The following is a 22,081-nucleotide window of genomic DNA, read 5'->3' as shown; positions in this document are numbered from 1 at the left end:
TCACCATCGTGACATCACTCCTTCTGGGCCCTTCATGGCCCAGTGTTCAGGATGTCCACACTCCGGGGGGAATGCCCCATGTGGCTGATCGCGCTGGTGTGGCAAGTGATAGAGCTCGGCGGCGGACCCGCCCAGCTCTCGCTGGTCGCGACCGGTCCGGCGGTCGGCATCGTGCTCACGAGCCTCGTCGGCGGTGTGCTCGCCGACCGGATACCGCAGCGACGGATTCTGCTCGCCGCATTCTTCGCACGGGCCGCGATCGTGGCGATCGTCGCGGTACTCGCACTGACCGATCGGGTGACGTTCTGGCATCTCGCGGTCGCAGGCTTCGCTGTCGGCCTGTCGGAAGGATTCCACTACCCGGCCTATTCGGCTCTACTACCGTCGATCGTTCCCCCACAAGACCTGCTGGCCGCCAACGGAATCGAAGGACTACTCCGCCCGGTGTGCATGCAGGCCGCGGGGCCCGCGCTCGCAGGCGCAGTGGTCGCGTCGATCTCGCCGGGCGCGGCGCTGGCCGCGGTCGTCGTGTTGGAGGTCGCCGGAGCGCTATGCCTGCTCGCGGTGCGGCCCACACCGGTACGCCGCGATCTACCGGCCACGAACGGCCATCCGCTACGTTCGGCCACCATGGATCTCGTCGAGGGATTTCGCTATATGACGCGGACCCCGTGGCTACTCGGCACGCTCCTGTTCGGATCGATGCTCGTGCTCGTCCTGACAGGCCCGATCGAGGTGCTGATCCCGTTCGTCGTCAAGGACATCCCCGGCGGCGGGCCGGGCGCCCACGCGATCGTCCTGGCCGCGTTCGGCGCGGGAGGCGCCGTGGGCGCGCTGACGATGGCCTCCACGCGGCTACCTCGCCGCTATCTGACGGTGATGATGCTGATGTGGGGAGTCGGGTCGATTCCGCTCGTCGTCGTCGGATTCGCCGATTCGATCGTGCTGATCGTCGTAGCCGTGTTCGCCGTCGGAGTGCTGTTCGAAGCACCCACCGTGCTCTGGGGGACGCTGCTGCAGCGGCGTGTGCCGCCGCATTTGCTGGGCAGGGTATCGAGTCTGGACTTCTTCGTCTCGCTCGTGTTCATGCCGCTGTCGATGGCGGTAGCGGGTCCGGTTGCACTCGCAGTCGGTCTGGTCCCTGCATTCGTGCTCGCCGGTACGGTGCCCATCGTCGTCGCGCTCGTCGTGATCGTCGTGGCGAGGATGCCACGCGACGAAATCGCCAATCCGCTGGATGTCCAGATGGAGAGCGGACACTCCCCCTCCGTCGGCGGCGCTACGCAGCCGCAGACGGCGCAGTAAGCTCCGACGACATCACCGCCGGAACCCAGGAGACGCCATGCCTGCGCTGCTGCACCTCGATTCGTCCGCCGACCTGCATAACTCGGTCTCCCGTGGCCTGACCGCGCTGTTCGCCGACACCTGGCGTTCACTCGGCGACGAGCACACGGTGATCGTGCGGGATCTGCACCGATCGCCGCTGCCCCACCTGCCCGACGCCGGGCTGCACTACGCAGCGCGGTTGCGTACCGGAGCGGAGCGGCCGGATCCCGAGGCCGAAGCGTTGCAGGCCGCGCTGATCGAGGAGGTCACGAACGCCGACGTCGTCGTGATCGGCGCACCCATGTACAACTGGTCGATGCCGTCGACGCTCAAGGCGTGGATCGACTACATCCACGTGCTCGGTAGCACCGTGCCGTTCGACACCCCGGAGGCACCGCTGAAGGGCAAGCCCGCGGTGATCGTGTCGAGTCGCGGCAACACCTATGCACCCGGCACACCGGGCGACGGAACCGACTCGGTGATCCCGCCGCTCCAGCAAACGCTGGGCACCTCGCTCGGTATGTCGGTGTCGGTCGTGACAGCGGAACTCACCCTTGCCGAGAGAATTCCACCGTTGGCACCGCTCGCCGGGCAAGCCGCGGAGAGCCTCGCTGCCGCGCAGGACATGGTGCGTGAACTCGCGACGAAGCTGGGTTCCTGACCATCTACCCGAATCGGTGCGTCGTCTGACCGTGCGGCTTCTTGGCGAAGACCAGCACCTTCCGAGGTGGAATACGGAACACCCACGCGAACTCGTCGGCGATACCGAAACCTCCCTCGCCGACCTCGAAGCGCCAGGCTTCGTCGTATTTGGCGAGGTACGCGGCGGCGACGGCGGTGAGTGCCGCGTGGTCGGTGACGCGGTGAGCCTCCCCTTCGAGCACCACGTCGATGCCGGCATCCCACTCGTTGCAGCCGGTGGTGACCGCGATGTGTGGGTCCCGCACGAGGTTGAGCGCTTTCTGTTCGCCCGGGCCGACCGTCAGGTGGAAAGCGCCGTCGTGCCACACGCCGACGAGCGGTGCGACATGCGGCCGACCAGTCGTATGTATGGTGCTCACCCAATACAAGGGCGCCGACGCGAACAGGGCCTCGGTCTCAGGCCACGACGTGGGTTCGGCGCCGGGCTCGCCGTAACGGGAGTCGATCGTGGTGGTGACTGCAGCGTTGGTCATGCCGGTACAGACCCGCGGCGTACGTCGAACTCATCACGACGGCGATAATCGGGAGGTGAGCGCAACCCTACGTATCAGCGACCTGTCGGCATCCCGCGGCGAACGCACCTTGTTCGACGGACTGAACCTGACGGTCGCGCCCGGCGACGTGATCGGGCTGGTAGGCGCAAACGGCGCAGGCAAGTCGACCCTGCTCACAACCCTTGCCGGTACGGGAAGCGCCGACGTCACCGGTTCCGTCACGTTGAGCCCGCCCGATGCGACTGTCGGGTACCTCGCGCAAGAACCCGAGCGGGTGCCCGGGGAGACCATCCTCGGTTTCCTGGGACGCCGCACCGGCGTCGCCGACGCCGAGAACACCATGAATGCCGCAGCCGAAGCGCTGGGCACCTCCGACGTCGACGACTACACCCCCGCACTCGAACGATGGCTCGCGCTCGGCGGAGCAGATCTCGCGGAACGAGCCAAGAAGGTCGTCGCCGACCTCGGCCTCGACGTGGGTCTCGATGCCCCGATGGAGGGTCTGTCCGGGGGGCAGGCCGCCCGCGCCGGACTGGCAGCGCTGTTGCTGTCGCGCTACGACGTGCTCTTGCTCGACGAGCCGACGAACGATCTGGATCTGGCCGGGCTCGACCAGCTCGAGCGGTTCGTCGCCGACACCCGGATTGCGCTGATGGTCATCAGTCACGATCGGGAGTTCCTGGCCCGAACAGTGACGGGGATCGTCGAACTCGATCCTGTGCAGCAACAGATCTCTGTGTACGACGGGGGTTACGAGGCGTATCTCGTCGAGCGCGAGGTTGCGCGAAGACACGCACGCGAACAGTACGACGAGTACGCCGACACCAAGTCGGCGCTCGAGGATCGCGCGCAGATGCAACGCAACTGGCTCGAACACGGCGTGCGCAATGCCCGACGCAAAACGAAGGACAACGACAAGGCCGGACGGAAGGTTCGGGCCGAATCCACCGAGAAGCAAGCAGCGAAGGCGCGGCAGACTCAGCGACGGATCGAGCGCCTCGAGGTGGTCGAGGAACCCCGTAAGGAATGGGAACTGCGCATGTCCATCGCCGCGGCGCCGCGCAGCGGCACGATGGTTGCGTCCCTCGACGGCGCGGTCGTGACTCGGGGCGCGTTCACGCTCGGCCCGGTCAGCACCCAGGTGCAGTGGGGCGACCGGATCGTCGTCATCGGTCCCAACGGTGCGGGAAAGACGACTCTGCTGCGTCTGCTGCTGGGCACGCTCACCCCGGACGCGGGTCGCGCTTCACTCGGGTCCGGGGTTCTGGTGGGCGAAATCGACCAGGCGCGTGGACTGTTCGAGGGCAACGAGCCTCTGGTCGAAGCCTTCGGCACACACGTGCCCGAGTGGCCGGATGCCGATGTCCGCACACTGCTCGCGAAATTCGCGCTCAAAGGTCATCACGTGATGCGGCCGGCGTCGTCGCTGTCACCGGGCGAACGCACCCGGGCAGGTCTCGCCCTGCTCCAGGCCCGCGGCGTGAATCTGCTGGTGCTCGACGAACCCACCAACCACCTCGACCTTCCTGCAATCGAACAGCTCGAGCAGGCCATCGAGAGTTTCGACGGCACTCTGCTGCTGGTGACCCATGATCGGCGCATGCTGGAGACCACCCGCGCGACGCGCAGGTGGAAGCTGGAAGGCGGAGAACTGAGCGAGGAGTTGCTGTAAATGGGTGGAAGTGTTCGGGTCGACAGCTGGACGTGGTCGGTGCGGTTGTTCAAGACCCGCTCGGCAGCGGCGAGCGCATGCCGGGGCGGGCACGTACGTGTCGACGGGGTCACGGCGAAGCCGTCGACTCCCGTCACGATCGGCACCGAGGTGCGGGTTCGTGTGCACGGCATGGAGAAGGTCGTCGAGGTCGCGCAGCTGGTGAACAAGCGGGTCGGTGCACCGATCGCGGCCACGACGTACATCGATCACAGCCCTCCCCCGCCGCCGAAGGAGGTTCTCGCGTCCATTCCACGTCGTGACCGCGGCGCAGGACGGCCGACCAAGAAGGAGCGGCGCGAGATGGACCGGCTTCGCGGCTTCAACGAGGACTGACACCCTCACAGTCCTGACACCCTCCCCGTGTACGACGCCGGGTTTGTGCGGTCTTCGAGGCGATCAAAAGTTGGAAATCCGTTCTATCTGAATGTTCACGTTGACAAATCGTTGTGTTTTCACAACACTTTGTTCTATGAGTCCGGTACGTCGTGGGGAAACGCTCCCCATCTACAACCGCATCCGCGTACTGCGCGCGGAGCGTGGCATGAGCCGCGCACAGCTTGCCGAGCTCATCGACGTGAACCCGCAGACGGTGGGCGCGCTCGAACGCGGCAACCACTATCCGAGCCTGGACCTCGCGTTCCGCATCTGCGATGTGTTCTCCCTACCGGTGGAAGCCGTCTTCTCCCGCACGGAGTTCACCCCCTTGTCGACCGAGCTCTACAAACCTCGGAAGGAGGCCTGAGACATGCCCGCCGAAACACTGCTCGACCGCTACGAGACCTATCGCACCCGACGGTTCCTCGAGAACGAGGCCCTGACCGCTCACTGGCTACCGAACTGGCGCACCCAGAAACGTCGACGCGCTCTCGCAGGCACCGTGATGACCCTGCTCGCAATCATGTTCGTCATCGCGATCGTCTCGTACTTCTCGATCACCGCCGCACTTGCCTGGCTGCCGACAACCCTGGTGTTCCTGCTCACCTGGACGTGCCTCCAGATCGTGTCGGGCCGCCAATCGGACGCACCGCGCCATGCACTCGACGAACGCGAAATCGCCGAACGGAACAGCGCCCGTTCCATCGGTCTGTCGGTTGCTCAAACCCTGCTGCTGATACCGATTTTCGCACTTCTGTTCGGCGGGGCAACCGATTCGCTCGACCATCAATCGCTCGCGTACTCAGCGGGCGGATTCGCGCTCGCATCGATACTGTTCAGCGGATGCCTCCCCGCGGTCCTGCTCGCCTGGAACCGCCCCGACGACGACCCTGAGGACTGAAAACGTGACACTCACAATCGACAATCTCTCGAAACGCTACGGCAGCACAGTCGCTCTGGACGGCGCGAGCTTCGACGTCCACCCCGGCGAACTGTTCGGCTTCGTCGGCAGCAACGGCGCAGGCAAGACCACCACCATGCGCATCATCCTCGGAGTGCTTGCCGCCGACTCCGGCGAAGTCCGGCTCGACGGCAACCCCGTCGACCTCGACGTGCGCCGCACCATCGGGTATATGCCGGAAGAGCGCGGTCTGTACCCGAAGATGAAAGTGGGAAAACAACTTTCCTACCTCGCTCAACTCCACGGTCTGTCGAAGACAGAAGCATCCGACGCGGTGCAGCGCTGGACGAAGCGACTGGGAATCGCTGAGCGCCTCGGCGACACGGTCGATTCGCTCTCGCTCGGCAACCAGCAGCGAGTGCAGCTCGCCGCAGCCCTCGTCCACGACCCGAAGGTTCTCGTCCTCGACGAGCCGTTCTCCGGACTCGACCCCGTCGCCGTGGACGTCATGAGCGACGTGCTGGTAGAGAAGGCGAATGAGGGTGTCCCCGTCATCTTCTCGAGTCACCAACTCGATCTCGTGCAACGTCTGTGCCAGCGCGTCGGCATCATTTCCAAGGGGCAGATGCGTGCCGTGGGTACCGTGGACGAACTGCGCTCCGGTGGAGAGTCGCGCCTCGTGGTGCACGCTCCTCAAGCCCCGACCGGATGGGCGAACGGGCTCCCGGGTGTCACGACCGTCGAGCACTCAGGTGATCGGACCGTCCTGTCGGTCTCACCCGGTGTCGACGACCAGCAGATCCTCAAGACCGCGCTCGAAACAGGTCCCGTCCACGAATTCTCCCTGCACCAGCCGTCCCTGACCGATCTGTTCCGAGAGGTGGTTGCCGCATGAGCGCCCCGTTGTCCACCACGCGCGCCATCGGCCTCGTCGCCGGTCGCGAGTTCCAGACTCAAGTTCAGAAGAAGAGCTTCCTCATCAGCAACGCGATCATCCTGGTCGCGATCGTTGCGGGCATCGTTGCCATGTCCGTCTTCGGTGGGGGTGACGAGGAGCGGCCCACCGTCGGCATCGTCGGAACGCCGAGCCTGAGCACGACCCTCGGCGCGCTCGGCGACGCCACCGGATCACCGCTCGAGATCTCCGAACTTCCGGACGCCGACGCCGGACGCACCCAAATCGCCGCAGGTGAACTCGAAGTCGCCCTGATTCCCGGCGACGACGGCAGCGTCGTCGCCCTCACCGAATCCGACATCGACTCCACGTTGAAGACCCTGATCGATGCTGCTGTTGCGCAGGAAGCACAGTCCGCTGCGCTGACCGGCCAGGGTGTCGATCCGGCAGAGATCGCCGCTGCGGCCGCACAGGCCACCGTCACGGTCGAAGCCATCGACCCGCCGGACCCCGAACAGGGTGAACGCATGATCCTCGCGATCGTCGCGGTGATCCTGCTCTACATGCAGATCCTCATGTTCGGAATGTACGTCGCCATGGGTGTCGTCGAAGAGAAGTCGTCGCGCGTGGTCGAACTGCTGCTCTCGACACTGCGTCCGCTGCAGTTGCTGTGGGGCAAGATCCTCGGTATCGGCGCCGTCGGCTTGCTCCAGCTCGCGGCGTACGGTGTCGTGGGCGTCGGTGCTGCGCTGGCCACCGACACTCTCACCATCACCGGAACCGCGATCAGCGTGTTCGCAGGCACTCTCGGCTGGTTCGTACTCGGCTTCGCATTCTTCGCGGTGCTCTACGCCGCTGCCGGGTCGATGGTGTCGCGGCAGGAGGACGTCAACTCCACCTCCGGTCCGCTCATGTTCATCATTCTGGCGATGTTCTTCGCGGCGTTCTCGTCGATCGACGATCCCGAGGCCACGTGGAGCACCGTGCTGAGCTGGATCCCGCCGTTCTCCGCCATCCTGATGCCGCTGCGCATCGCGGCCGGCGTCGCGTCGCCGTTCCAGATCGTGGGCACCATCGTGCTGATGGTCGCGGTCACCGCACTCCTCGGCCTGGTGGCTGCGAAAATCTACCAGCGTTCGATCCTGCGCATCGGGCGCACGGTGACTTGGAAGGAAGCACTCGGCCGCTGAACCCGAACGAGGGGGCGGTTGTGCGCGAGATTCTCGTCGAACTCGCACACAACCGCCCCCTCGTCTGTCCAGGACGCGTCGTAGAGTCGCACGTGACCGGATCGAATGGGAGGCAGCGTGGCAGGCAGTAGGATCTCTGCACATCAGTTCATCGATGCCGTGCTCGACAAGGGCAGTTTCACCTCGTGGGACGAGGCGCCGCTCGATGTCGGGCCCGACGACTCCTACCGCACCGAACTCGAGCGCGCCGCGGAGAAGTCCGGCGTGGACGAGTCGGTACTCACCGGAGTCGGAACCGTACACGGACGCCGGGTCGCGCTGATCGCCTGCGAATTCGCTTTCCTCGCAGGGTCGATCGGGGTAGCTGCGTCCGAGCGAATCGTCTCCGCGATCGAACGTGCCACCGCGGAGGGACTCCCGCTGCTCGCGTCACCCACCTCGGGCGGAACCCGCATGCAGGAGGGCACCCTCGCGTTCGTGCAGATGGTGAAGATCGCGGCTGCGGTAGCGGCGCACAAGGCCACGCATCTCGGCTACCTCGTGTACCTGAGAAACCCCACCACCGGCGGGGTGTTCGCGTCCTGGGGGTCGCTCGGTCACGTCACCGCGGCAGAGCCCGGTGCACTCGTCGGCTTCCTCGGTCCACGCGTCTACAAGGCCCTGTACCAGGAGGATTTCCCCGAGGGAGTCCAGACGGCCGAGAACCTGCATCGGCGCGGCGTGATCGACGGGGTGATCCCGCTCCCTGGCATCCGACAGGTGGTGCATCGGCTGCTGCGGGTTCTCGTCGAACCCGATCAACCCGACACCTCCGCAGAGTCTGCACTCACCGATGTCGACGACATCCCCGATATTCCGGCCTGGCAGTCGGTGATCCTCACCCGCCGACCCGAGCGTCCCGGAATCCGTCAGCTGTTGCGGCACGCGGCGTCAGCTCAGGTGCCTTTGTCCGGTACCGGTGAGGGCGAATCCGATGCCACGGTGATGTTGTCTCTGGCGCGGTTCCGCGGTGTGTCGTGCGTGTTGTTCGGACAGGACCGCAGTGGCCAATCTGCCGCAGCACCAATGGGTCCCGGAGCGCTACGGGAAGCACGGCGCGCAATGAGACTTGCCGACGAACTACAACTCCCCCTGGTCCTCGTCATCGACACACTGGGTGCTGCGTTGTCGAAGGAAGCCGAGGAACGTGGGCTCGCGCCAGAGATCGCCCGTTGCCTCGCGGATCTGGTGACATTGCCGACGCCGACCGTGTCCGTGTTGCTCGGCCAGGGCACCGGAGGCGGCGCTCTCGCATTGCTTCCTGCGGATCGGGTGCTGTGCGCGCAACACGGCTGGCTGGCACCGCTACCCCCGGAAGGCGCAAGCGCGATCGTCCACCGCGACACCACCCACGCTCCTCGGATGGCCGAGGCGCAGGGGATTCGCTCGAGGGATCTGTTGCGCAACGGGATCATCGACGGTGTCATACCTGAGCAGCAGGATGCAGCAGATGAGCCGATCCAGTTCCTCAAACGGGTCGGCGCCGCAGTAGCGTGCGAGTTGTCCTCTCTTGCAGATGAACCCGCCGACGAGCGTTACCAGCGCCGAATCTCCCGCTTCCGGGCTCTGGGCTTGCCCGCCTGAGTCGCGGCGCTCAGCTGCTCGCTACCACTGCGGGCACGGTGACGGCAACGAGGATCGCGGTGTTGATCGCATCGACCGCTTGACGAACTGCCTGACCTGCCCACTGACCTTCGGCTATGTCCTTGGCACGCTCTGCAACTCTCTTCTTGTCGGCATCGGGGAAGATCTTCGGCGTCAGTTTCGTCGCCGACAACAAGGAGATCAGCGCTGCTGAGCGGGGCGAGGGTGTCGTCCCGTCGACCAGTACGGAATGAAGCTCGCTGCGTACCCGCCGTTCATGACTCTCGTCGACCGCGGGCCAACGACGAGCCGGGAACAGCCCGAGTACCTTGCCGCGCTCTTCGCGAACCCAGCCGTTCGCCACGACACGTTCGAGCACGGAGTCTCTCATGTTCTTGCTCAGCTTCTCGATCGCTGCCGCCGGTTTCATCGGCCTGCGCTGGTCGAGGCGCGCCACCGCGTCGGTCAGTATCGGGTCAGTGGTCACCGCACTGCCCACCACGACCCGGCCCTTCTTTCCCCTCTCCCCTTTCTCATCGAGGAGAACGACATTGTCGAGTGCCAGTTCGAGGAGCACAGCGCCTGCAAGCGCACGGGGCAAGGTGATGCTGTCGACGATCGCCTTTCCCGAGTCGTCGTCGAGCGCGAGAAGCAGCAGATCCTCCGCAAGCAAAGACATGCTCACACGGTACGGCCGTTCACCGACCCATCGGTACCACCCGGCGCAGATGCGTCCGATCCTGTCCCGCCCGGCAGACGGTGTCGAATAGGGTGGTCGCGGTCACGTCGATGTCGAGGAAGGACACGAACCGATGAGCTCGTACGAGGACGCGTTCCGGCGAAGTGTGGAGGATCCGGAGTCGTTCTGGCTCGCGGCCGCGCAGGATGTCGAGTGGGACACCGCCCCGACCCGTGCCCTCGACGACACTCGGGCCCCGTCGTACCGGTGGTTCCCGGACGGCACCCTCAATACGAGCGTCAATGCCCTCGACCGGCACGTGGGCGCCGGTCACGGCGACCGGACGGCTCTGATCTGGGATTCGGCGATGGTGCCTGCCAAGCGCACCTACACGTATTCGGAGTTGCTCGGCGAAGTGGCCACGTTCGCGGGCGCCCTGCGGGACCAGGGCGTAGTTGCCGGCGATCGCGTCATCATCTACATGCCGATGATCCCCGAGGCCGCCATCGCGATGCTCGCGTGCGCCCGTATCGGCGCAGTGCACTCGGTGGTGTTCGGCGGGTTCGCTGCCAAGGAACTCGCCACCCGTATCGACGATGCGCAACCGGTGCTGCTGGTGACGGCATCCGGCGGACTCGAGCCGGGACGCACCATCGAGTACCTGCCGATGGTCGATCAGGCACTGCAGTTGTCGCAGACTCCCCCGCACACGGTGATCGTGAAGGACCGCGAGCAGATCCCCGGTTCCGCAGACGATTACAAGGCATCCTCGGCCGCATGGTTCGACTGGGATGCGCTCGTCGCGGACACCTCCCCGGCCGAACCGGTGGCTGTGGCTGCAACCGATCCGCTCTACATCCTGTACACCTCCGGCACCACCGGGAAGCCGAAGGGCGTCGTTCGCGACAACGGCGGCCACGCAGTCGCACTCATGTGGTCGATGCGCAACATCTACGACATCGCCGCGGGCGATGTCTGGTGGACCGCCTCCGACGTCGGCTGGGTAGTCGGCCATTCGTACATCGTGTACGGACCGCTGCTGGCCGGAGCGACGACCGTCATGTACGAAGGCAAACCCGTCGGTACCCCCGATGCGGGCGCGTTCTGGCGAATCATCGCCGAGTACGGAGTCAAGGCTCTGTTCACCGCACCCACCGCCGTTCGGGCCGTGCGTAAGGCTGATCCCGACGCCGACGAGCTGAAGAAATACGACATCTCCTCGATGCAGACGCTGTTCGCGGCCGGTGAGCGTCTCGACCCCGATACCTACGAATGGGCGACGAAGGTCCTGGGACGTCCGGTGGTCGACCACTGGTGGCAGACCGAGACCGGTTGGGCAATCGCCGCGAACCTGCGCGGACTCGACCCGATGCCACTCAAGGCCGGCTCCCCCACCGTCCCGGTCCCGGGTTATCGAGTCGAGATCGTCGACGGCGAAGGCAAGCAGGTCGAGGCAGGCACCGAGGGCAACATCGTCGTCGGCTTGCCGTTGCCACCCGGCACCCTCACCGGGTTGTGGCACGATGACGACCGCTACCGCCGGTCGTATCTCGACACGTTCCCCGGCTACTACCTCACCGGCGACTCCGGCTTCATCGACGACGACGGCTACGTCTTCGTGCTCGGCCGCTCCGACGATGTCATCAACGTCGCAGGCCACCGTCTGTCCACCGGAAGCATGGAGGCCGTAGTGGCGTCACATGCGGCGATCGCAGAATGCGCCGTCGTCGGAATCCGCGACGAACTCAAAGGTCAGCGTCCGTCCGGATACGTCGTGCTCAAGGCCGGTGTCGACATCGACCACGAAACCCTTCGCCAGGAACTGGTGGCGCTGGTGCGCGACCAGATCGGGGCTGTTGCCACATTCCGCGACGTGACAGTCGTGGACGCGCTTCCCAAGACCCGATCCGGCAAAATCCTGCGAAAGACCATGCGGCAGATCGCCGACCACGAGCAGTACACCGTGCCGTCGACCATCGAGGACCCCGCCGTACTCGACGCGCTGAGGGAGCAGCTCGGCGGCTGACGGACGCGGCTCCGAATGGTCCGTCATGGCCTCTCGGGTACCGCATGAACGGACAGTCAAACCGGGCCGGCTCGGACTACTTGCCACGTACGATGCGTGCATGCCCACCGACGACCACGGCTCGGCCGACGGCTTCTCGGCCATCGTCGGCCGGCTCGACTATCCGATGTTCATCGTCACCACAAAGGCAGTGAACGAACGCAGCGGATGTCTGGTCGGCTTCGCCACACAGGTCGCGATCGATCCGCCGAGATTTCTGGTGGCCCTGTCCGACAAGAACCGGACGTTCCGGGTAGCGGGTGCCGCCGAGCATCTCGCGGTCCATATACTCGACCGGTCGCAGCTGGCATTGGCCGAGCTGTTCGGTTCACGAAGCGGCGACGACACCGACAAATTCGCACAATGCAACTGGAGCGACGGACCACACGGGCTACCGATCCTCGACGACGCGGCCGCGTGGTTCACCGGCGCCATCGTGGGGAGAGTCGACCTCGGAGACCACGTCGGATTCTTGCTCGCCCCGGATAGCGGCGAACTCCGCTCGGATCTGAGCGACCCAGTGATGTTCGACGACGTGCGGCACTTGGATCCCGGGCACGGCGCGTGACGTGACGGTACTGCCGCCTCCGTGATCTGATCGACGGCATGCGACGACTCGACGACCCCACAGTGCCCGGCCAAGTCCTCGGCGGCTCCGATCTGCACGAGTTGTACGCCTATCCGCCCGACCTCACCGAGCCGTGGGTGCGTACGAACTTCGTGTCCTCTCTCGACGGCGCGGTCGCTGTCGACGGCCGTTCGGGCGGGCTCGGGACACCGGCGGACAAGGTCGTGTTCGGGCTGCTCCGCGAACTCGCCGACGTGATCGTCGTCGGTGCAGGCACCGCGCGCACCGAAAACTACGGCGGTGCACGGACGAGTAATTCTCTTCGGGAACGCCGCACCGCCGCGGGTTTGTCGGCGGTGCCACCGATTGCGGTGGTCACTGCATCGGGCAATCTCGATCCGGGGATGCGGTTGTTCACCGACACCGTCGTACCACCGGTTGTGTTCACGAGCGGCGCAGTGCCGGAGGAGAAACGTCGCACACTCGCTGACGCCGGCGCGGACGTCCGTGTCATCGCGGACGGTGACATCGGCGGTGAGGCCATCGTCGCCGCCGTGGCTCGAGCGGGGTGGAACCGAGTCCTGTGTGAGGGAGGCCCCCGACTGTTCGGTCGTATGATCGCCGACGGCGTCGTCGACGACCTGTGCCTGACCTGGGCGCCGCTGCTCGCTGCAGGGTCTGCGGACCGTATCGCTCATTCCCCCGCCTCCGCTGTCACCGAGATGCGGCGCACTCACCTGGTGTGCGACGACGACGGCACGATCCTCACTCGATGGGTCCGCGATACGGCCACCGACTAGCGAATGACAACTTTTCGGTGGAAACCGGTCGAATGTGCTGGCTTCGGTGCTGAGCCCGTTCTAGCGTTGCAGTTCGATCAGGTCTCGGCCTGTACCCAGATTCGAGGAGGGCTGCGTGCGCACACTGACCTATTACGTCGCGACGACACTCGACGGATTCATCGCCGACCCCTCCGGTGGCACCGAATTCTTTCCCACCGAGGGCGATCACATGTTTCACCGGATCGAGGAGTATCCCGAGACACTGCCGGTGCACGTTCGCGACCAACTCGAGGTCACGGCGCCCGGCAAGCACTTCGACGCGGTGGTCATGGGTCGTCGCACATGGGAGCCCTCGCTCAGCGTCGGCCTCACCAGCGCCTATCCGCATCTCCAGCAGTACGTCTTCTCGAAGACGCTGCAGCAATCCCCCGACGACACCGTAACCGTGGTGGCGACCGACCCACTCGAATACGTTCGCGACCTGAAGAAGCAGGACGGCAGGGGAATCTGGTTGTGCGGCGGCGGGACCCTCGCGGGTGAGCTGCTCTCGGAGATCGACGAACTCGCAGTCGAGGTCACTCCGATCATCACCGGAAACGGGATTCCCTTGTTCCGAACCGGTTTCGAGCCACAGTTCTTCGAGCTGGCGGAAAGTCGTGTGTTCGACAGCGGTGTCGTCTTCAATCGCTTCACGACGAAGGCATGACGCCGACCATGGCGCGCCGGGGGAACGACCCCGATGTCCACGATGACGATGTCGTCGAAGGGACGGACCTGTCCGATGCACTGATCGACGAACTGGGCACACTCGCATCCGGCCGCCATTTCACCATCGGATGCGCCGAATCTCTCACGGCGGGCACACTGGCGGCACGACTCGGAGCAGCAAAGGGAAGCTCCGAATGGTTTCGCGGCGCGATCGTGGCCTACTCACGATCCGTCAAACACGGATTGCTCGAAGTGCCCGAGGGGCCGGTGGTATGCGAATCGGCAGCGCGCACGATGGCCGAGTCGACGGCCGGGTTACTCGCCTCCGACATCGTCGTCGCCGTCACCGGCGCCGGCGGCCCCGACCCACAGGACGGACGGCCGCCCGGCACCGTATGTTTCGCGACGACCGGACCGCGTGGAACACGCTCCGAAGAACAGCATTTCGACGGAGACCCGGAAAGCGTGCTGGCACAGACGGTACGTCACGCGCTGCGGCTGCTGATCGACGAAGTATCTTCCTGACGCGGACCGGCCGATTCACACCGACCCAGCGGCGCCGAAAACCACGTGCGCATACCGTGCCCGTCACCTACCGTGCACGGTATGCGTGTCATGTTCACGAAAGGCCCGGGCACGAGTTACGAGATCGCCGTACACCGTGAGACCGGGGCGGCGCTCGCTCCTCGCAACGGTCCCGGCGGGCATCCCTATCTCCCCCACGACCTGCTGCATTTCCTCGTCGAAGTCGAGGCAGGCATTCCCAACGGGGTGTTCGGGCAGCTCGCTTCCGGCGACAACGGCCTGTTCTGGCCCGCCGACCCCGCCGCACGAGCCAAGGCAAACCGGCGCCGAAAGACAAAGGGAGACAACGCGCATTCCCGATCGAAGGCCGACCTGATCCGCTCCGAGGAACTGGTGGGAATGACGCTACCCGTCTGGGAGTACCGACGCGGCCACGCGCGGGCACTGCCACCGCCTATGACGGCAGACGCAGTCCCCCCGCTGGTCGAGCGCATCGTCGGCCGATTCGACGACTACGCCGACCGCTGGCACGCCCTGGAGGTGGGCGGGACTCTCACGATGAAGTGGTGAAGTCGTATCAGAACGCAGCCGGTGAGACGTCGAGCGTCGTACGGTCGAGGCCGTCGAGCAGATCGAATTGCGGTCCGGTCTTCGGGAGCTCGAAACGATAGAAGTACCTCGCCGCCGCACGTTTTCCGTCGAAGAAGTCGCCCTCGCGGCCGGCTACGGCCAGCACCTGCTCGAGCCATATCCATGCGACCACCACGTGACCCACCGCTTCGAGATACACCGTCGAATTCGCCAGCGCCAGGGCAGGGTCACCGGTCGCCCACAGCGTCGCCGTCGTGGTGCCGACACGCTCGGTCGCGGCGCGCAACAGCTGCGCGTACTCGGCCGCATCGCCGCCGGCTGCGAGCGCCTTCTTCACGGTGGCCTCGATCGTCGAACCTAGCAGCGCCAGTCCGGCTCCACCCTGCATGACGACTTTGCGCCCCAGCAGATCCATCCCCTGAATGCCGTGCGTGCCCTCGTGGATGGGGTTGAGCCGGTTGTCGCGATAGTACTGCTCGACGTCGAATTCGCGGGTGTAGCCGTAACCGCCGAGAACCTGGATCGCCAGACTGTTGGCCTCGAGGCACCACTGTGACGGCCAGGACTTCGCAATCGGTGTGAGCACGTCGAGGAGCAGCCCTGCTTCGGCACGTGCTTCGTCGTTCGTGGCGGTGTTCTGCTCGTCGACGAGCTTCGAACAGTACAGTCCCAGGGCGAGAGCACCTTCGACGTACGATTTCTGCGCGAGCAGCATCCGCCGGATGTCGGAGTGCTCGATGAGCGGAACCTGTGGCGATGCAGGGTCTTTCGCCCCGATCGGCCTTCCCTGTGTGCGGGTGCGCGCGTAGTCCAGCGACTGGAGGTAGCCCGCGTAGCCCAGCGAGGTCGCCAAGAAGCCGACACCGATACGCGCCTCGTTCATCATGTGGAACATGTACTGCAGGCCCTTGTGCGGTTCGCCGAGGAGATAGCCGACGGCCCCTGCCTGCCCACCCGGTGTGAAGGCGCCTTCACCGAGATTGAGCAATGCGTTGGTGGTGCCACGGTTGCCCATCTTGTGGTTGAGACCCACCAGCGCAATATCGTTGCGGTCGCCCAGCGTGCCGTCGTCGTTCACCAGGAATTTCGGGACGATGAACAGCGAGATTCCCTTGACCCCGGCGGGGCCGCCGGGAATCTTTGCGAGGACCAGGTGGACGATGTTCTCGGTCAGCTCGTGGTCTCCGCCGGAGATCCACATCTTGGTCCCGGTGACCCGGTAGGTGCCGTCGTCCATTGGAACGGCCCTGGTCGTGATGTCTGCCAGCGACGATCCCGCCTGCGGTTCGGACAGACACATCGTGCCGAAGAACCGGCCCTCGAGCAGCGCCGGAACGAACCTCTCGATCTGCTCCCCGCTACCGTGAGTGACGAGAAGGCTCGCATTGGCGGCGGTGAGGAACGGGTACGACGAGGTTCCGGCATTGGCAGCCTGGAACCACGCCATCGATGCACGCAGCAGCGTCATCGGGAGCTGCATTCCACCGAGGGACTCGTCGAAGCCCCCGGCGATCAGCCCGGCTTTGGCAAACAGATCCAGCGCCGCCTTGACCTCGGGAATGATCTCGACGCGTCCGTCTTCGCCGATCTGCGGCTCCTGGGCGTCGGCCTTCTTGTTGTGTGTCGCGAAATGCTTGGTGGCGAGATCGGCGCTCAGATCGAGGACGGCGTCGAACGTGTCTCGTGAGTGCTCGGCGAAACGCTCCCGCGACGTCAGGGATTCGACGTCGAGCCAGTCGTAGAGCAAGAAGTCGAGGTCGCGACGGGACAGGACGGGAGCGGGCACGGACAATCCTTTCGGAGGATCTTTCGCGGGGGACACTGTGCCAACAAGTACACCAACGAGCATGCATGATGTCCAGCAAGGGCAGTGTTCCTCAGAGAGGAAGCGGAACCGATGAGCAACGAGATCGTCGTCGAGCACGAGTCGGCCGTCGATGCACCGAATACGGTTGTGTGGGCCCGGGTCACGAGCGCCGAGGGGATCAACGACGAGCTCGCACCGGTACTCGCAATGCGCATGCCCCGGTGGGCTCACACACTGTCCGAGGACACGGTCCCCATCGGACGCCCACTCGCCCGAGTTCCACTACTGCTATTCGGCGTGCTGCCGGTGGACTACGACCACCTGTCCATCGCTGCGCTCGAACCCGGGCGTCGGTTCCACGAGAAGTCGACGATGCTCCTCATGAGTCGCTGGGAGCACGAACGCACTCTGGATCGGCTCGCTACGAACCGCACCAGGGTCCGTGACCGACTCACATTCGAGTTGCGCGTGCCGCTGTCGAGGATTCCGGGCGCAGGCACGCTCGCGCGCCGCCTCGTCGCTGCCCTGTTCGCGCACAGGCACAAACGGCTGGCCACGTTCTTCGACTCGCCGTACAACAGCCGGCCGTCATAGAAACGGAGCAACGGACAGATACAACCTCCGCAAGGTCCTGTATCTACCCGTTGTCGTTGTAACTACCGTCTTTCCAAGAGGATTCAGTCTCGGCGCCGTGCGGCGATGGCGCCATGCGGTCTATGGCCGCTCGCCGTTCGCGTGTGGGCCTCGATCACCTCGAAGCCGGCGTCGGCGAGTTCGCGACCGAGCTCGTCGACCGGCCATCGAAACGCCGTGGTGACGGCATGATCGAATGCTTCCACGGCCGGACCTTCGAAGAAACCCACCAGCAATCCTCCACCGGGCCGGATCACACGCGCGAACTCGCTGAGCGGAATCGCGATGTCCGCCGGATCGTGATGGATCAGCGAATACCAGGACAGCACACCTCCCAATGATGCTGTGGTGGCGTCCAATTGTTCGAATCGGCCGAGATCGAAGGTGAGCTCCGGATACCGGTCGCGAGCTCGTGCGAGGAACTCGGGCACCAGATCGATTCCGCTGACGTCCAGTCCGCACTCGGCCAGAAAGCCCGTCCACTGCCCCGGACCACAACCGGCATCGAGTACAGCGCCCGTGAGCGCGGTGGCCCAACTGCCCACCAGCGCACGGTCGGAAGGGTGCGTCGAGGTCATGGTGCCGAACAGATCCACATATTCCTGCGATCTCGCCGAGTAGGCCTCCCGGACCGAACTCGACTTCCGGACAGTGTGAGCAACCCGGCCGTGTGCGCTCTCCATACCGTCGATGATCACATATCGCGCCCAGCCGGGTGCCTCGAACCCACCCCTGGGGTGGGTTCGGTGAACACCGCCGAGGGCGCACTCTTGTATCAGCCACCACGCCCCGCCCCAGGAGAATCGAATGTCGAAGCACCACAAAGTTTTCGCCGCCACCATCATGATCGCCGCAGCTGTGCTCGGCGGGGCCGCCACGGCCTCCGCGGAACCGAAGGTCGATCCGGTCGGGGGACCCGGAAAGGGCTGCCCGATCGTGCACGAGGACGACAACGGCAACGTCGTGAAGGTGGAGTACGCCTCACCCGGCACCCGGAATGGTGCCCTCGTGTGCGGCAACGACGGCGAGTGGAGTTTCGGCAGGACCGTCGGCAACTCCGGAGCCATCCGGGGCAGCATCACCGACAACGGACTTGCCACTTCGGGCTACTGATCGTAGCCACCCGAAACAAACGCAGGCCGCGCATCACCATGGATGCGCGGCCTGCGAATGTGATCGGAATCAGCGGACTGCGCTGATCAGTTGGTGCCCATCAGGTCGATGACGAACACCAGGGTCTTACCGGACAGCTGATGCCCCGACCCCGCCGGACCGTAAGCGAGCTCCGGCGGCACCGTCAGCTTGCGACGGCCGCCGACCTTCATGCCGGGGATGCCGTGCTGCCAGCCCGGGATCAGACGCGCGAGTGGGAACGCCACCGACTGGCCGCGGCTCCACGACGAGTCGAACTCCTCGCCCGTGTCGAACTCGACACCCTTGTAGTGGACGTCGACGGTGGCGCCGGGCTGAGCTTCGGCGCCGTCGCCGACCTCGATGTCCTCGATGACCAGCTCTGTGGGAGCCGGACCTTCGGGCTTCTCGATCACCGGCGGCTCCGGCGGCACCTGGACGCCGAGCAGGTCGATGATGAACACCAGGGTCTTGCCGGACAACTGGTGCCCCGACCCTGCCGGACCGTAGGCGAGCTCCGGCGGAATCGTCAGTTGGCGGCGCCCACCGACCTTCATGCCGGGGATGCCTTCCTGCCAACCGGCGATCAGACCTGCGAGCGGGAAGCGGATCGATTCACCGCGGCTCCACGACGAGTCGAACTCCTCGCCCGTGTCGTACTCGACGCCCACGTAGTGGACATCGACGATTGCGCCCGCAACAGCCTCTGCCCCGTCTCCGACGGTGATGTCCTTGACCACCAGCTCGGTGGGGGCGGGCCCTTCCTGGAATTCGATCTCCGGTTTGGTCATAGGTCCAGCTCCCTCGTCGAACGGTCGATCGTCGAACTCATGGTCGATCGCACGTCAGCGTGCGTCGAGTCCCTTGTAGTCGCGCTCGGTGTACCCGGTGTAGATCTGACGCGGACGGCCGATCTTCAGGGTCGGATCCGAGTGCATCTCGCGCCAGTGCGCAATCCAGCCCGGCAGACGACCCAGCGCGAACAGCACGGTGAACATGCGGTCCGGGAAGCCCATCGCCCGGTAGATCAGGCCCGTGTAGAAGTCGACGTTCGGGTACAGCTTGCGCTCGATGAAGTAATCATCGGTGAGCGCGGCTTCCTCGAGCTTCATCGCGATCTCGAGCAGTTCGTCGCCGGCGCCGAGCTTGTTGAGGATCTTGTCCGCGGTCTTCTTCACGATCGCAGCACGCGGGTCGTAGTTACGGTAGACGCGGTGACCGAAGCCCATGAGCTTCACACCGTCTTCCTTGTTCTTGACCTTGCGGACGAACTCCGTGACGTCGCCACCGGACTTCTGGATCTCGTCGAGCATCTCCAGCACGGCCTGGTTGGCACCGCCGTGCAGCGGACCCCAGAGTGCATTGATGCCGCCGGAGATCGACGTGAACAGGTTCGCATCCGAGGAACCGACCAGACGCACCGTCGACGTCGAGCAGTTCTGCTCGTGGTCGGCGTGCAGGATCAGCAGCATCTCGAGAGCCTGCGCGACCTCGGGGTCGATCTGGTACGGCTCGGCCGGGAATCCGAACGTCATCCGCATGAAGTTCTCGACCAGCGACAGCGAGTTGTCGGGGTAGAGGAACGGCTGACCGACCGACTTCTTGTAGGCGTAGGCCGCAATCGTCGGCAGCTTGGCCATCAGACGGATGGTGGAGAGCTCGACCTGCTCGGGATCGTCGGGGTCGAGGGCGTCCTGGTAGTACGCGGACAGCGCGTTGACAGCGCTGGAGACGACGGGCATCGGATGCGCGTTGCGCGGGAAACCGTCGAAGAATCGCTTGAGATCCTCGTGCAGCAGCGTGTGCCGGCGAATCTGATCGGTGAAGACGTCGAGCTGCTCGGTGGTCGGCAGCTCGCCGTAGATCAGCAGATAGCTGACCTCGATGAACGTCGACTTCTCCGCGAGCTGCTCGATGGGGTATCCGCGGTAGCGCAGGATTCCCTTCTCGCCGTCGATGTATGTGATCGCCGACTTCGTGGAGGCGGTGTTGACGAATCCGGGATCGAGGGTGGTGTACCCCGTGTCCGCAAGGAGCTTGCCGAGCTCGATGCCGTCATTGCCTTCCGTCGCCTTGGCGATAGCCATTGTGTGCTCGCCACCGGGGTAGCTGAGGGTGGGCTGTGTGTCATTCTCAGCGGGCACGAAGGATCCCTCTCAAGCTCAGACCTACCAGAAACTTCCGAACATTCACGTAGAACCTAACGGTTCCGTGGCCGCAGCGCGGAGGCAGGGTCGGTCGAAAGTCCCCGAACGGTGTGTCGCACCTACCGCCGAGGGCGACCCGACAGCACCTTCCGAATCTCCGACGGGACGTCGATGCACGCCGCTCACCAGCATCGATCGTACGCGAAGTGCGGCAGAACTCAGCCCTGGGAGTCGTACGCCCGCAGACCCCATCGTCCGCTCCACCGCTCCCCGGACTGCAGGACGAGCAGATCGATACCGAGATTGAACGCATCGGGCGGGCACGTCATCGGGGTAAGGGCGAGCGCGCGCGTTCCGGCATCCTCGATCGTCGTCGCCTGCAGCCATCCGAATCCCGGGCCGGTCCAGAGTTCGACACCCCGGCCGTCCGGCCCACACAGGCGATGCCGGGAGTGACCGTCCAGATCCGCGTCGAGGGCACTGAAGGGAACATCGAGGTGCACGTCCCCCAGCAACCTCGCCCGGGTGAAGTCGTATTCGGTGTCCGTGACGGACTGCGAATATGCATCGGGCAGACCTCGCGCGCGGTCGAGAGGCATCCTCGTCCCCGCCGCCAACTGCAGCGTGCATTCGTCGAGCGGGGTGTCACCGGCCCGCAGGTAGGGACGCACCCCCAACCCGAACGGCGAATGGTATCCGCCGACGTTCGTCGCCGTGTGTGTGACGGTGAGTCCGTCCGGACCCAGTTCGTGCGCGACCGTCAACCGCAATTGGTACGGCCAGCCTTTGTGCAGCCCGACTTCCAAGGTCTGCTGGATCCTCGAGTCGGTGTGTGCCGTCACCTCCCATCGCCGATGCCAAGCGAGACCGTTGACCGCAGTACCTCGCTCCGGATCGGTGAGGGCGAGCTGATGCTCGATTCCGTCGAAATAGAAGTGCCCGTCGCGGATGCCGCCGGGCCACGGGGCGAGCACAGCTCCGACGTAGCCCAGTGGGGGTTCGTGGCCGGGCGAGCTCTCGACCAGCCGGTATGCCTCCACCGACCCTCGAGAAGCCGATTCGGGCGCGTCCGAGCTGCCGTCGTAGTCGAGTGCGAGCAGCGCAGCACCGGTACCGGACACCTCGGCCCGGTATCCGCCGCCCCGGATGGAGTGATGGATCGGCTCGGACATGATCAACAGTCTGCCCGGCGGACACCGTCTTCACTGCGGATTCGGCCTGCCGA

General features: G+C 65.2%; 24 protein-coding genes and 1 pseudogene. 17 read left to right on the top strand and 8 right to left on the bottom strand.

From position 1 onward, the window contains the following. Positions 1–78: 78 nt before the first annotated feature. Positions 79–1,305: an MFS transporter gene (locus tag HCA61_RS12225; protein WP_240959147.1), complete on the top strand. Its 1,227-nt coding sequence runs from the start codon at positions 79–81 to the stop codon at positions 1,303–1,305. Between the two features lie 37 nt (positions 1,306–1,342). After that, entirely contained in the window at positions 1,343–1,987 is a 645-nt protein-coding gene (locus tag HCA61_RS12220; RefSeq protein ID WP_169688429.1) for an NAD(P)H-dependent oxidoreductase, read from the top strand. 4 nt (positions 1,988–1,991) lie between these two features. Here HCA61_RS12220 and HCA61_RS12215 read toward each other — a convergent pair whose 3' ends face one another. After that, entirely contained in the window at positions 1,992–2,501 is a 510-nt protein-coding gene (locus tag HCA61_RS12215) for a pyridoxamine 5'-phosphate oxidase family protein (RefSeq protein WP_169688428.1), read from the bottom strand. A 55-nt stretch (positions 2,502–2,556) separates the two neighbouring features. Here HCA61_RS12215 and HCA61_RS12210 point away from each other — a divergent pair, with 55 nt between their 5' ends. The 7 genes from HCA61_RS12210 (at position 2,557) to HCA61_RS12180 (ending at position 9,220) form a co-directional block, all read left to right on the top strand. Further along, on the top strand, positions 2,557–4,194 hold the full coding sequence (locus tag HCA61_RS12210; protein ID WP_169688427.1) for an ABC-F family ATP-binding cassette domain-containing protein: 1,638 nt from the start codon (positions 2,557–2,559) through the stop codon (positions 4,192–4,194). Continuing rightward, positions 4,195–4,569, top strand: coding sequence for an RNA-binding S4 domain-containing protein (locus HCA61_RS12205; RefSeq protein WP_169688426.1), 375 nt, complete (start codon positions 4,195–4,197; stop codon positions 4,567–4,569). Positions 4,570–4,705: 136 nt separating this feature from the next. Continuing rightward, positions 4,706–4,978 (top strand): helix-turn-helix transcriptional regulator, encoded by a 273-nt coding sequence (locus tag HCA61_RS12200; protein WP_054806144.1) that lies wholly within the window; start codon positions 4,706–4,708, stop codon positions 4,976–4,978. A 3-nt stretch (positions 4,979–4,981) separates the two neighbouring features. Continuing rightward, positions 4,982–5,512: a hypothetical protein gene (locus tag HCA61_RS12195; protein ID WP_169688425.1), complete on the top strand. Its 531-nt coding sequence runs from the start codon at positions 4,982–4,984 to the stop codon at positions 5,510–5,512. Between the two features lie 4 nt (positions 5,513–5,516). Beyond that, positions 5,517–6,407: an ATP-binding cassette domain-containing protein gene (locus HCA61_RS12190; protein ID WP_169688424.1), complete on the top strand. Its 891-nt coding sequence runs from the start codon at positions 5,517–5,519 to the stop codon at positions 6,405–6,407. Beyond that, entirely contained in the window at positions 6,404–7,597 is a 1,194-nt protein-coding gene (locus HCA61_RS12185) for an ABC transporter permease (protein ID WP_169688423.1), read from the top strand. The genes HCA61_RS12190 and HCA61_RS12185 overlap by 4 nt, the downstream gene beginning before the upstream one ends. Positions 7,598–7,702: 105 nt before the next feature. Next, positions 7,703–9,220, top strand: coding sequence for a carboxyl transferase domain-containing protein (locus HCA61_RS12180; RefSeq protein ID WP_169688422.1), 1,518 nt, complete (start codon positions 7,703–7,705; stop codon positions 9,218–9,220). 10 nt (positions 9,221–9,230) lie between these two features. Here HCA61_RS12180 and HCA61_RS12175 read toward each other — a convergent pair whose 3' ends face one another. After that, a complete protein-coding gene (locus tag HCA61_RS12175; protein ID WP_169688421.1) occupies positions 9,231–9,899 on the bottom strand; it encodes a GPP34 family phosphoprotein in 669 nt (222 codons plus the stop codon). Between the two features lie 133 nt (positions 9,900–10,032). Between HCA61_RS12175 and HCA61_RS12170 the strand changes: the two genes are divergently transcribed. The 6 genes from HCA61_RS12170 to HCA61_RS12145 all read left to right on the top strand — a co-directional run bounded on the left by HCA61_RS12170 (position 10,033) and on the right by HCA61_RS12145 (position 15,117). Continuing rightward, positions 10,033–11,925 (top strand): propionyl-CoA synthetase, encoded by a 1,893-nt coding sequence (locus HCA61_RS12170; RefSeq protein ID WP_169688420.1) that lies wholly within the window; start codon positions 10,033–10,035, stop codon positions 11,923–11,925. Positions 11,926–12,025: 100 nt separating this feature from the next. Next, on the top strand, positions 12,026–12,532 hold the full coding sequence (locus tag HCA61_RS12165; protein WP_169688419.1) for a flavin reductase family protein: 507 nt from the start codon (positions 12,026–12,028) through the stop codon (positions 12,530–12,532). A gap of 38 nt (positions 12,533–12,570) precedes the next feature. Continuing rightward, positions 12,571–13,332 carry a pyrimidine reductase family protein gene (locus HCA61_RS12160; RefSeq protein WP_169688418.1) on the top strand — a complete coding sequence of 254 codons (762 nt, stop codon included), beginning with the start codon at positions 12,571–12,573 and terminating at the stop codon, positions 13,330–13,332. A 115-nt stretch (positions 13,333–13,447) separates the two neighbouring features. Continuing rightward, positions 13,448–14,020 carry a dihydrofolate reductase family protein gene (locus tag HCA61_RS12155; RefSeq protein WP_169688417.1) on the top strand — a complete coding sequence of 191 codons (573 nt, stop codon included), beginning with the start codon at positions 13,448–13,450 and terminating at the stop codon, positions 14,018–14,020. Next, the gene (locus tag HCA61_RS12150) at positions 14,017–14,547 is read left to right on the top strand and encodes a CinA family protein (RefSeq protein WP_240959146.1); all 531 of its coding nucleotides are present in this window, start codon (positions 14,017–14,019) and stop codon (positions 14,545–14,547) included. The genes HCA61_RS12155 and HCA61_RS12150 overlap by 4 nt, the downstream gene beginning before the upstream one ends. A gap of 81 nt (positions 14,548–14,628) precedes the next feature. Further along, on the top strand, positions 14,629–15,117 hold the full coding sequence (locus HCA61_RS12145; RefSeq protein WP_169688416.1) for a hypothetical protein: 489 nt from the start codon (positions 14,629–14,631) through the stop codon (positions 15,115–15,117). A 7-nt stretch (positions 15,118–15,124) separates the two neighbouring features. Here HCA61_RS12145 and HCA61_RS12140 read toward each other — a convergent pair whose 3' ends face one another. After that, the gene (locus tag HCA61_RS12140) at positions 15,125–16,924 is read right to left on the bottom strand and encodes an acyl-CoA dehydrogenase (protein WP_169688415.1); all 1,800 of its coding nucleotides are present in this window, start codon (positions 16,922–16,924) and stop codon (positions 15,125–15,127) included. A gap of 111 nt (positions 16,925–17,035) precedes the next feature. Here HCA61_RS12140 and HCA61_RS12135 point away from each other — a divergent pair, with 111 nt between their 5' ends. Beyond that, the gene (locus tag HCA61_RS12135) at positions 17,036–17,539 is read left to right on the top strand and encodes a hypothetical protein (protein WP_206039921.1); all 504 of its coding nucleotides are present in this window, start codon (positions 17,036–17,038) and stop codon (positions 17,537–17,539) included. 83 nt (positions 17,540–17,622) lie between these two features. Here HCA61_RS12135 and HCA61_RS12130 read toward each other — a convergent pair whose 3' ends face one another. After that, positions 17,623–18,261, bottom strand: a complete 639-nt coding sequence (locus HCA61_RS12130; RefSeq protein ID WP_169688414.1) for a class I SAM-dependent methyltransferase — start codon at positions 18,259–18,261, stop codon at positions 17,623–17,625. 124 nt (positions 18,262–18,385) lie between these two features. Here HCA61_RS12130 and HCA61_RS12125 point away from each other — a divergent pair, with 124 nt between their 5' ends. Then, positions 18,386–18,691 (top strand): hypothetical protein, encoded by a 306-nt coding sequence (locus tag HCA61_RS12125; RefSeq protein WP_240959144.1) that lies wholly within the window; start codon positions 18,386–18,388, stop codon positions 18,689–18,691. A gap of 86 nt (positions 18,692–18,777) precedes the next feature. Here HCA61_RS12125 and HCA61_RS26295 read toward each other — a convergent pair whose 3' ends face one another. The 4 genes and pseudogenes from HCA61_RS26295 to HCA61_RS12110 all read right to left on the bottom strand — a co-directional run bounded on the left by HCA61_RS26295 (position 18,778) and on the right by HCA61_RS12110 (position 22,028). Beyond that, on the bottom strand, positions 18,778–19,143 hold the full coding sequence (locus HCA61_RS26295; RefSeq protein ID WP_247273043.1) for an FKBP-type peptidyl-prolyl cis-trans isomerase: 366 nt from the start codon (positions 19,141–19,143) through the stop codon (positions 18,778–18,780). A 9-nt stretch (positions 19,144–19,152) separates the two neighbouring features. Then, a pseudogene (locus HCA61_RS26290) lies at positions 19,153–19,500 on the bottom strand (FKBP-type peptidyl-prolyl cis-trans isomerase); the annotation flags it as partial. A gap of 54 nt (positions 19,501–19,554) precedes the next feature. Further along, on the bottom strand, positions 19,555–20,853 hold the full coding sequence (locus HCA61_RS12115) for a citrate synthase (RefSeq protein ID WP_169688412.1): 1,299 nt from the start codon (positions 20,851–20,853) through the stop codon (positions 19,555–19,557). A 221-nt stretch (positions 20,854–21,074) separates the two neighbouring features. Then, positions 21,075–22,028 carry an aldose 1-epimerase family protein gene (locus tag HCA61_RS12110; RefSeq protein WP_169688411.1) on the bottom strand — a complete coding sequence of 318 codons (954 nt, stop codon included), beginning with the start codon at positions 22,026–22,028 and terminating at the stop codon, positions 21,075–21,077. Positions 22,029–22,081 lie beyond the last annotated feature (53 nt).

Origin of the sequence: Rhodococcus sp. HNM0563, from assembly GCF_012726195.1 — a bacterium.
In the GTDB taxonomy this organism is placed as follows: Bacteria; Actinomycetota; Actinomycetes; order Mycobacteriales; family Mycobacteriaceae; genus Rhodococcus.
Note: the sequence above shows the minus strand (reverse complement) of the source record. Positions and strands in the feature narration are given on the sequence as shown.

Excerpts from the sequence above, each read along its gene's own strand:
- HCA61_RS12225 (WP_240959147.1), top strand. The coding sequence starts at position 79 with ATGTGGCTGATCGCGCTGGTGTGGCAAGTGATAGAGCTCGGCGGCGGA.
- HCA61_RS12220 (WP_169688429.1), top strand. The coding sequence starts at position 1,343 with ATGCCTGCGCTGCTGCACCTCGATTCGTCCGCCGACCTGCATAACTCG.
- HCA61_RS12215 (WP_169688428.1), bottom strand. The coding sequence starts at position 2,501 with ATGACCAACGCTGCAGTCACCACCACGATCGACTCCCGTTACGGCGAG.
- HCA61_RS12205 (WP_169688426.1), top strand. The coding sequence starts at position 4,195 with ATGGGTGGAAGTGTTCGGGTCGACAGCTGGACGTGGTCGGTGCGGTTG.
- HCA61_RS12200 (WP_054806144.1), top strand. The coding sequence starts at position 4,706 with ATGAGTCCGGTACGTCGTGGGGAAACGCTCCCCATCTACAACCGCATC.
- HCA61_RS12195 (WP_169688425.1), top strand. The coding sequence starts at position 4,982 with ATGCCCGCCGAAACACTGCTCGACCGCTACGAGACCTATCGCACCCGA.
- HCA61_RS12185 (WP_169688423.1), top strand. The coding sequence starts at position 6,404 with ATGAGCGCCCCGTTGTCCACCACGCGCGCCATCGGCCTCGTCGCCGGT.
- HCA61_RS12180 (WP_169688422.1), top strand. The coding sequence starts at position 7,703 with ATGGGAGGCAGCGTGGCAGGCAGTAGGATCTCTGCACATCAGTTCATC.
- HCA61_RS12175 (WP_169688421.1), bottom strand. The coding sequence starts at position 9,899 with ATGTCTTTGCTTGCGGAGGATCTGCTGCTTCTCGCGCTCGACGACGAC.
- HCA61_RS12170 (WP_169688420.1), top strand. The coding sequence starts at position 10,033 with ATGAGCTCGTACGAGGACGCGTTCCGGCGAAGTGTGGAGGATCCGGAG.
- HCA61_RS12165 (WP_169688419.1), top strand. The coding sequence starts at position 12,026 with ATGCCCACCGACGACCACGGCTCGGCCGACGGCTTCTCGGCCATCGTC.
- HCA61_RS12160 (WP_169688418.1), top strand. The coding sequence starts at position 12,571 with ATGCGACGACTCGACGACCCCACAGTGCCCGGCCAAGTCCTCGGCGGC.
- HCA61_RS12150 (WP_240959146.1), top strand. The coding sequence starts at position 14,017 with ATGACGCCGACCATGGCGCGCCGGGGGAACGACCCCGATGTCCACGAT.
- HCA61_RS12145 (WP_169688416.1), top strand. The coding sequence starts at position 14,629 with ATGCGTGTCATGTTCACGAAAGGCCCGGGCACGAGTTACGAGATCGCC.
- HCA61_RS12135 (WP_206039921.1), top strand. The coding sequence starts at position 17,036 with ATGAGCAACGAGATCGTCGTCGAGCACGAGTCGGCCGTCGATGCACCG.
- HCA61_RS12130 (WP_169688414.1), bottom strand. The coding sequence starts at position 18,261 with ATGGAGAGCGCACACGGCCGGGTTGCTCACACTGTCCGGAAGTCGAGT.
- HCA61_RS12125 (WP_240959144.1), top strand. The coding sequence starts at position 18,386 with ATGTCGAAGCACCACAAAGTTTTCGCCGCCACCATCATGATCGCCGCA.
- HCA61_RS12110 (WP_169688411.1), bottom strand. The coding sequence starts at position 22,028 with ATGTCCGAGCCGATCCATCACTCCATCCGGGGCGGCGGATACCGGGCC.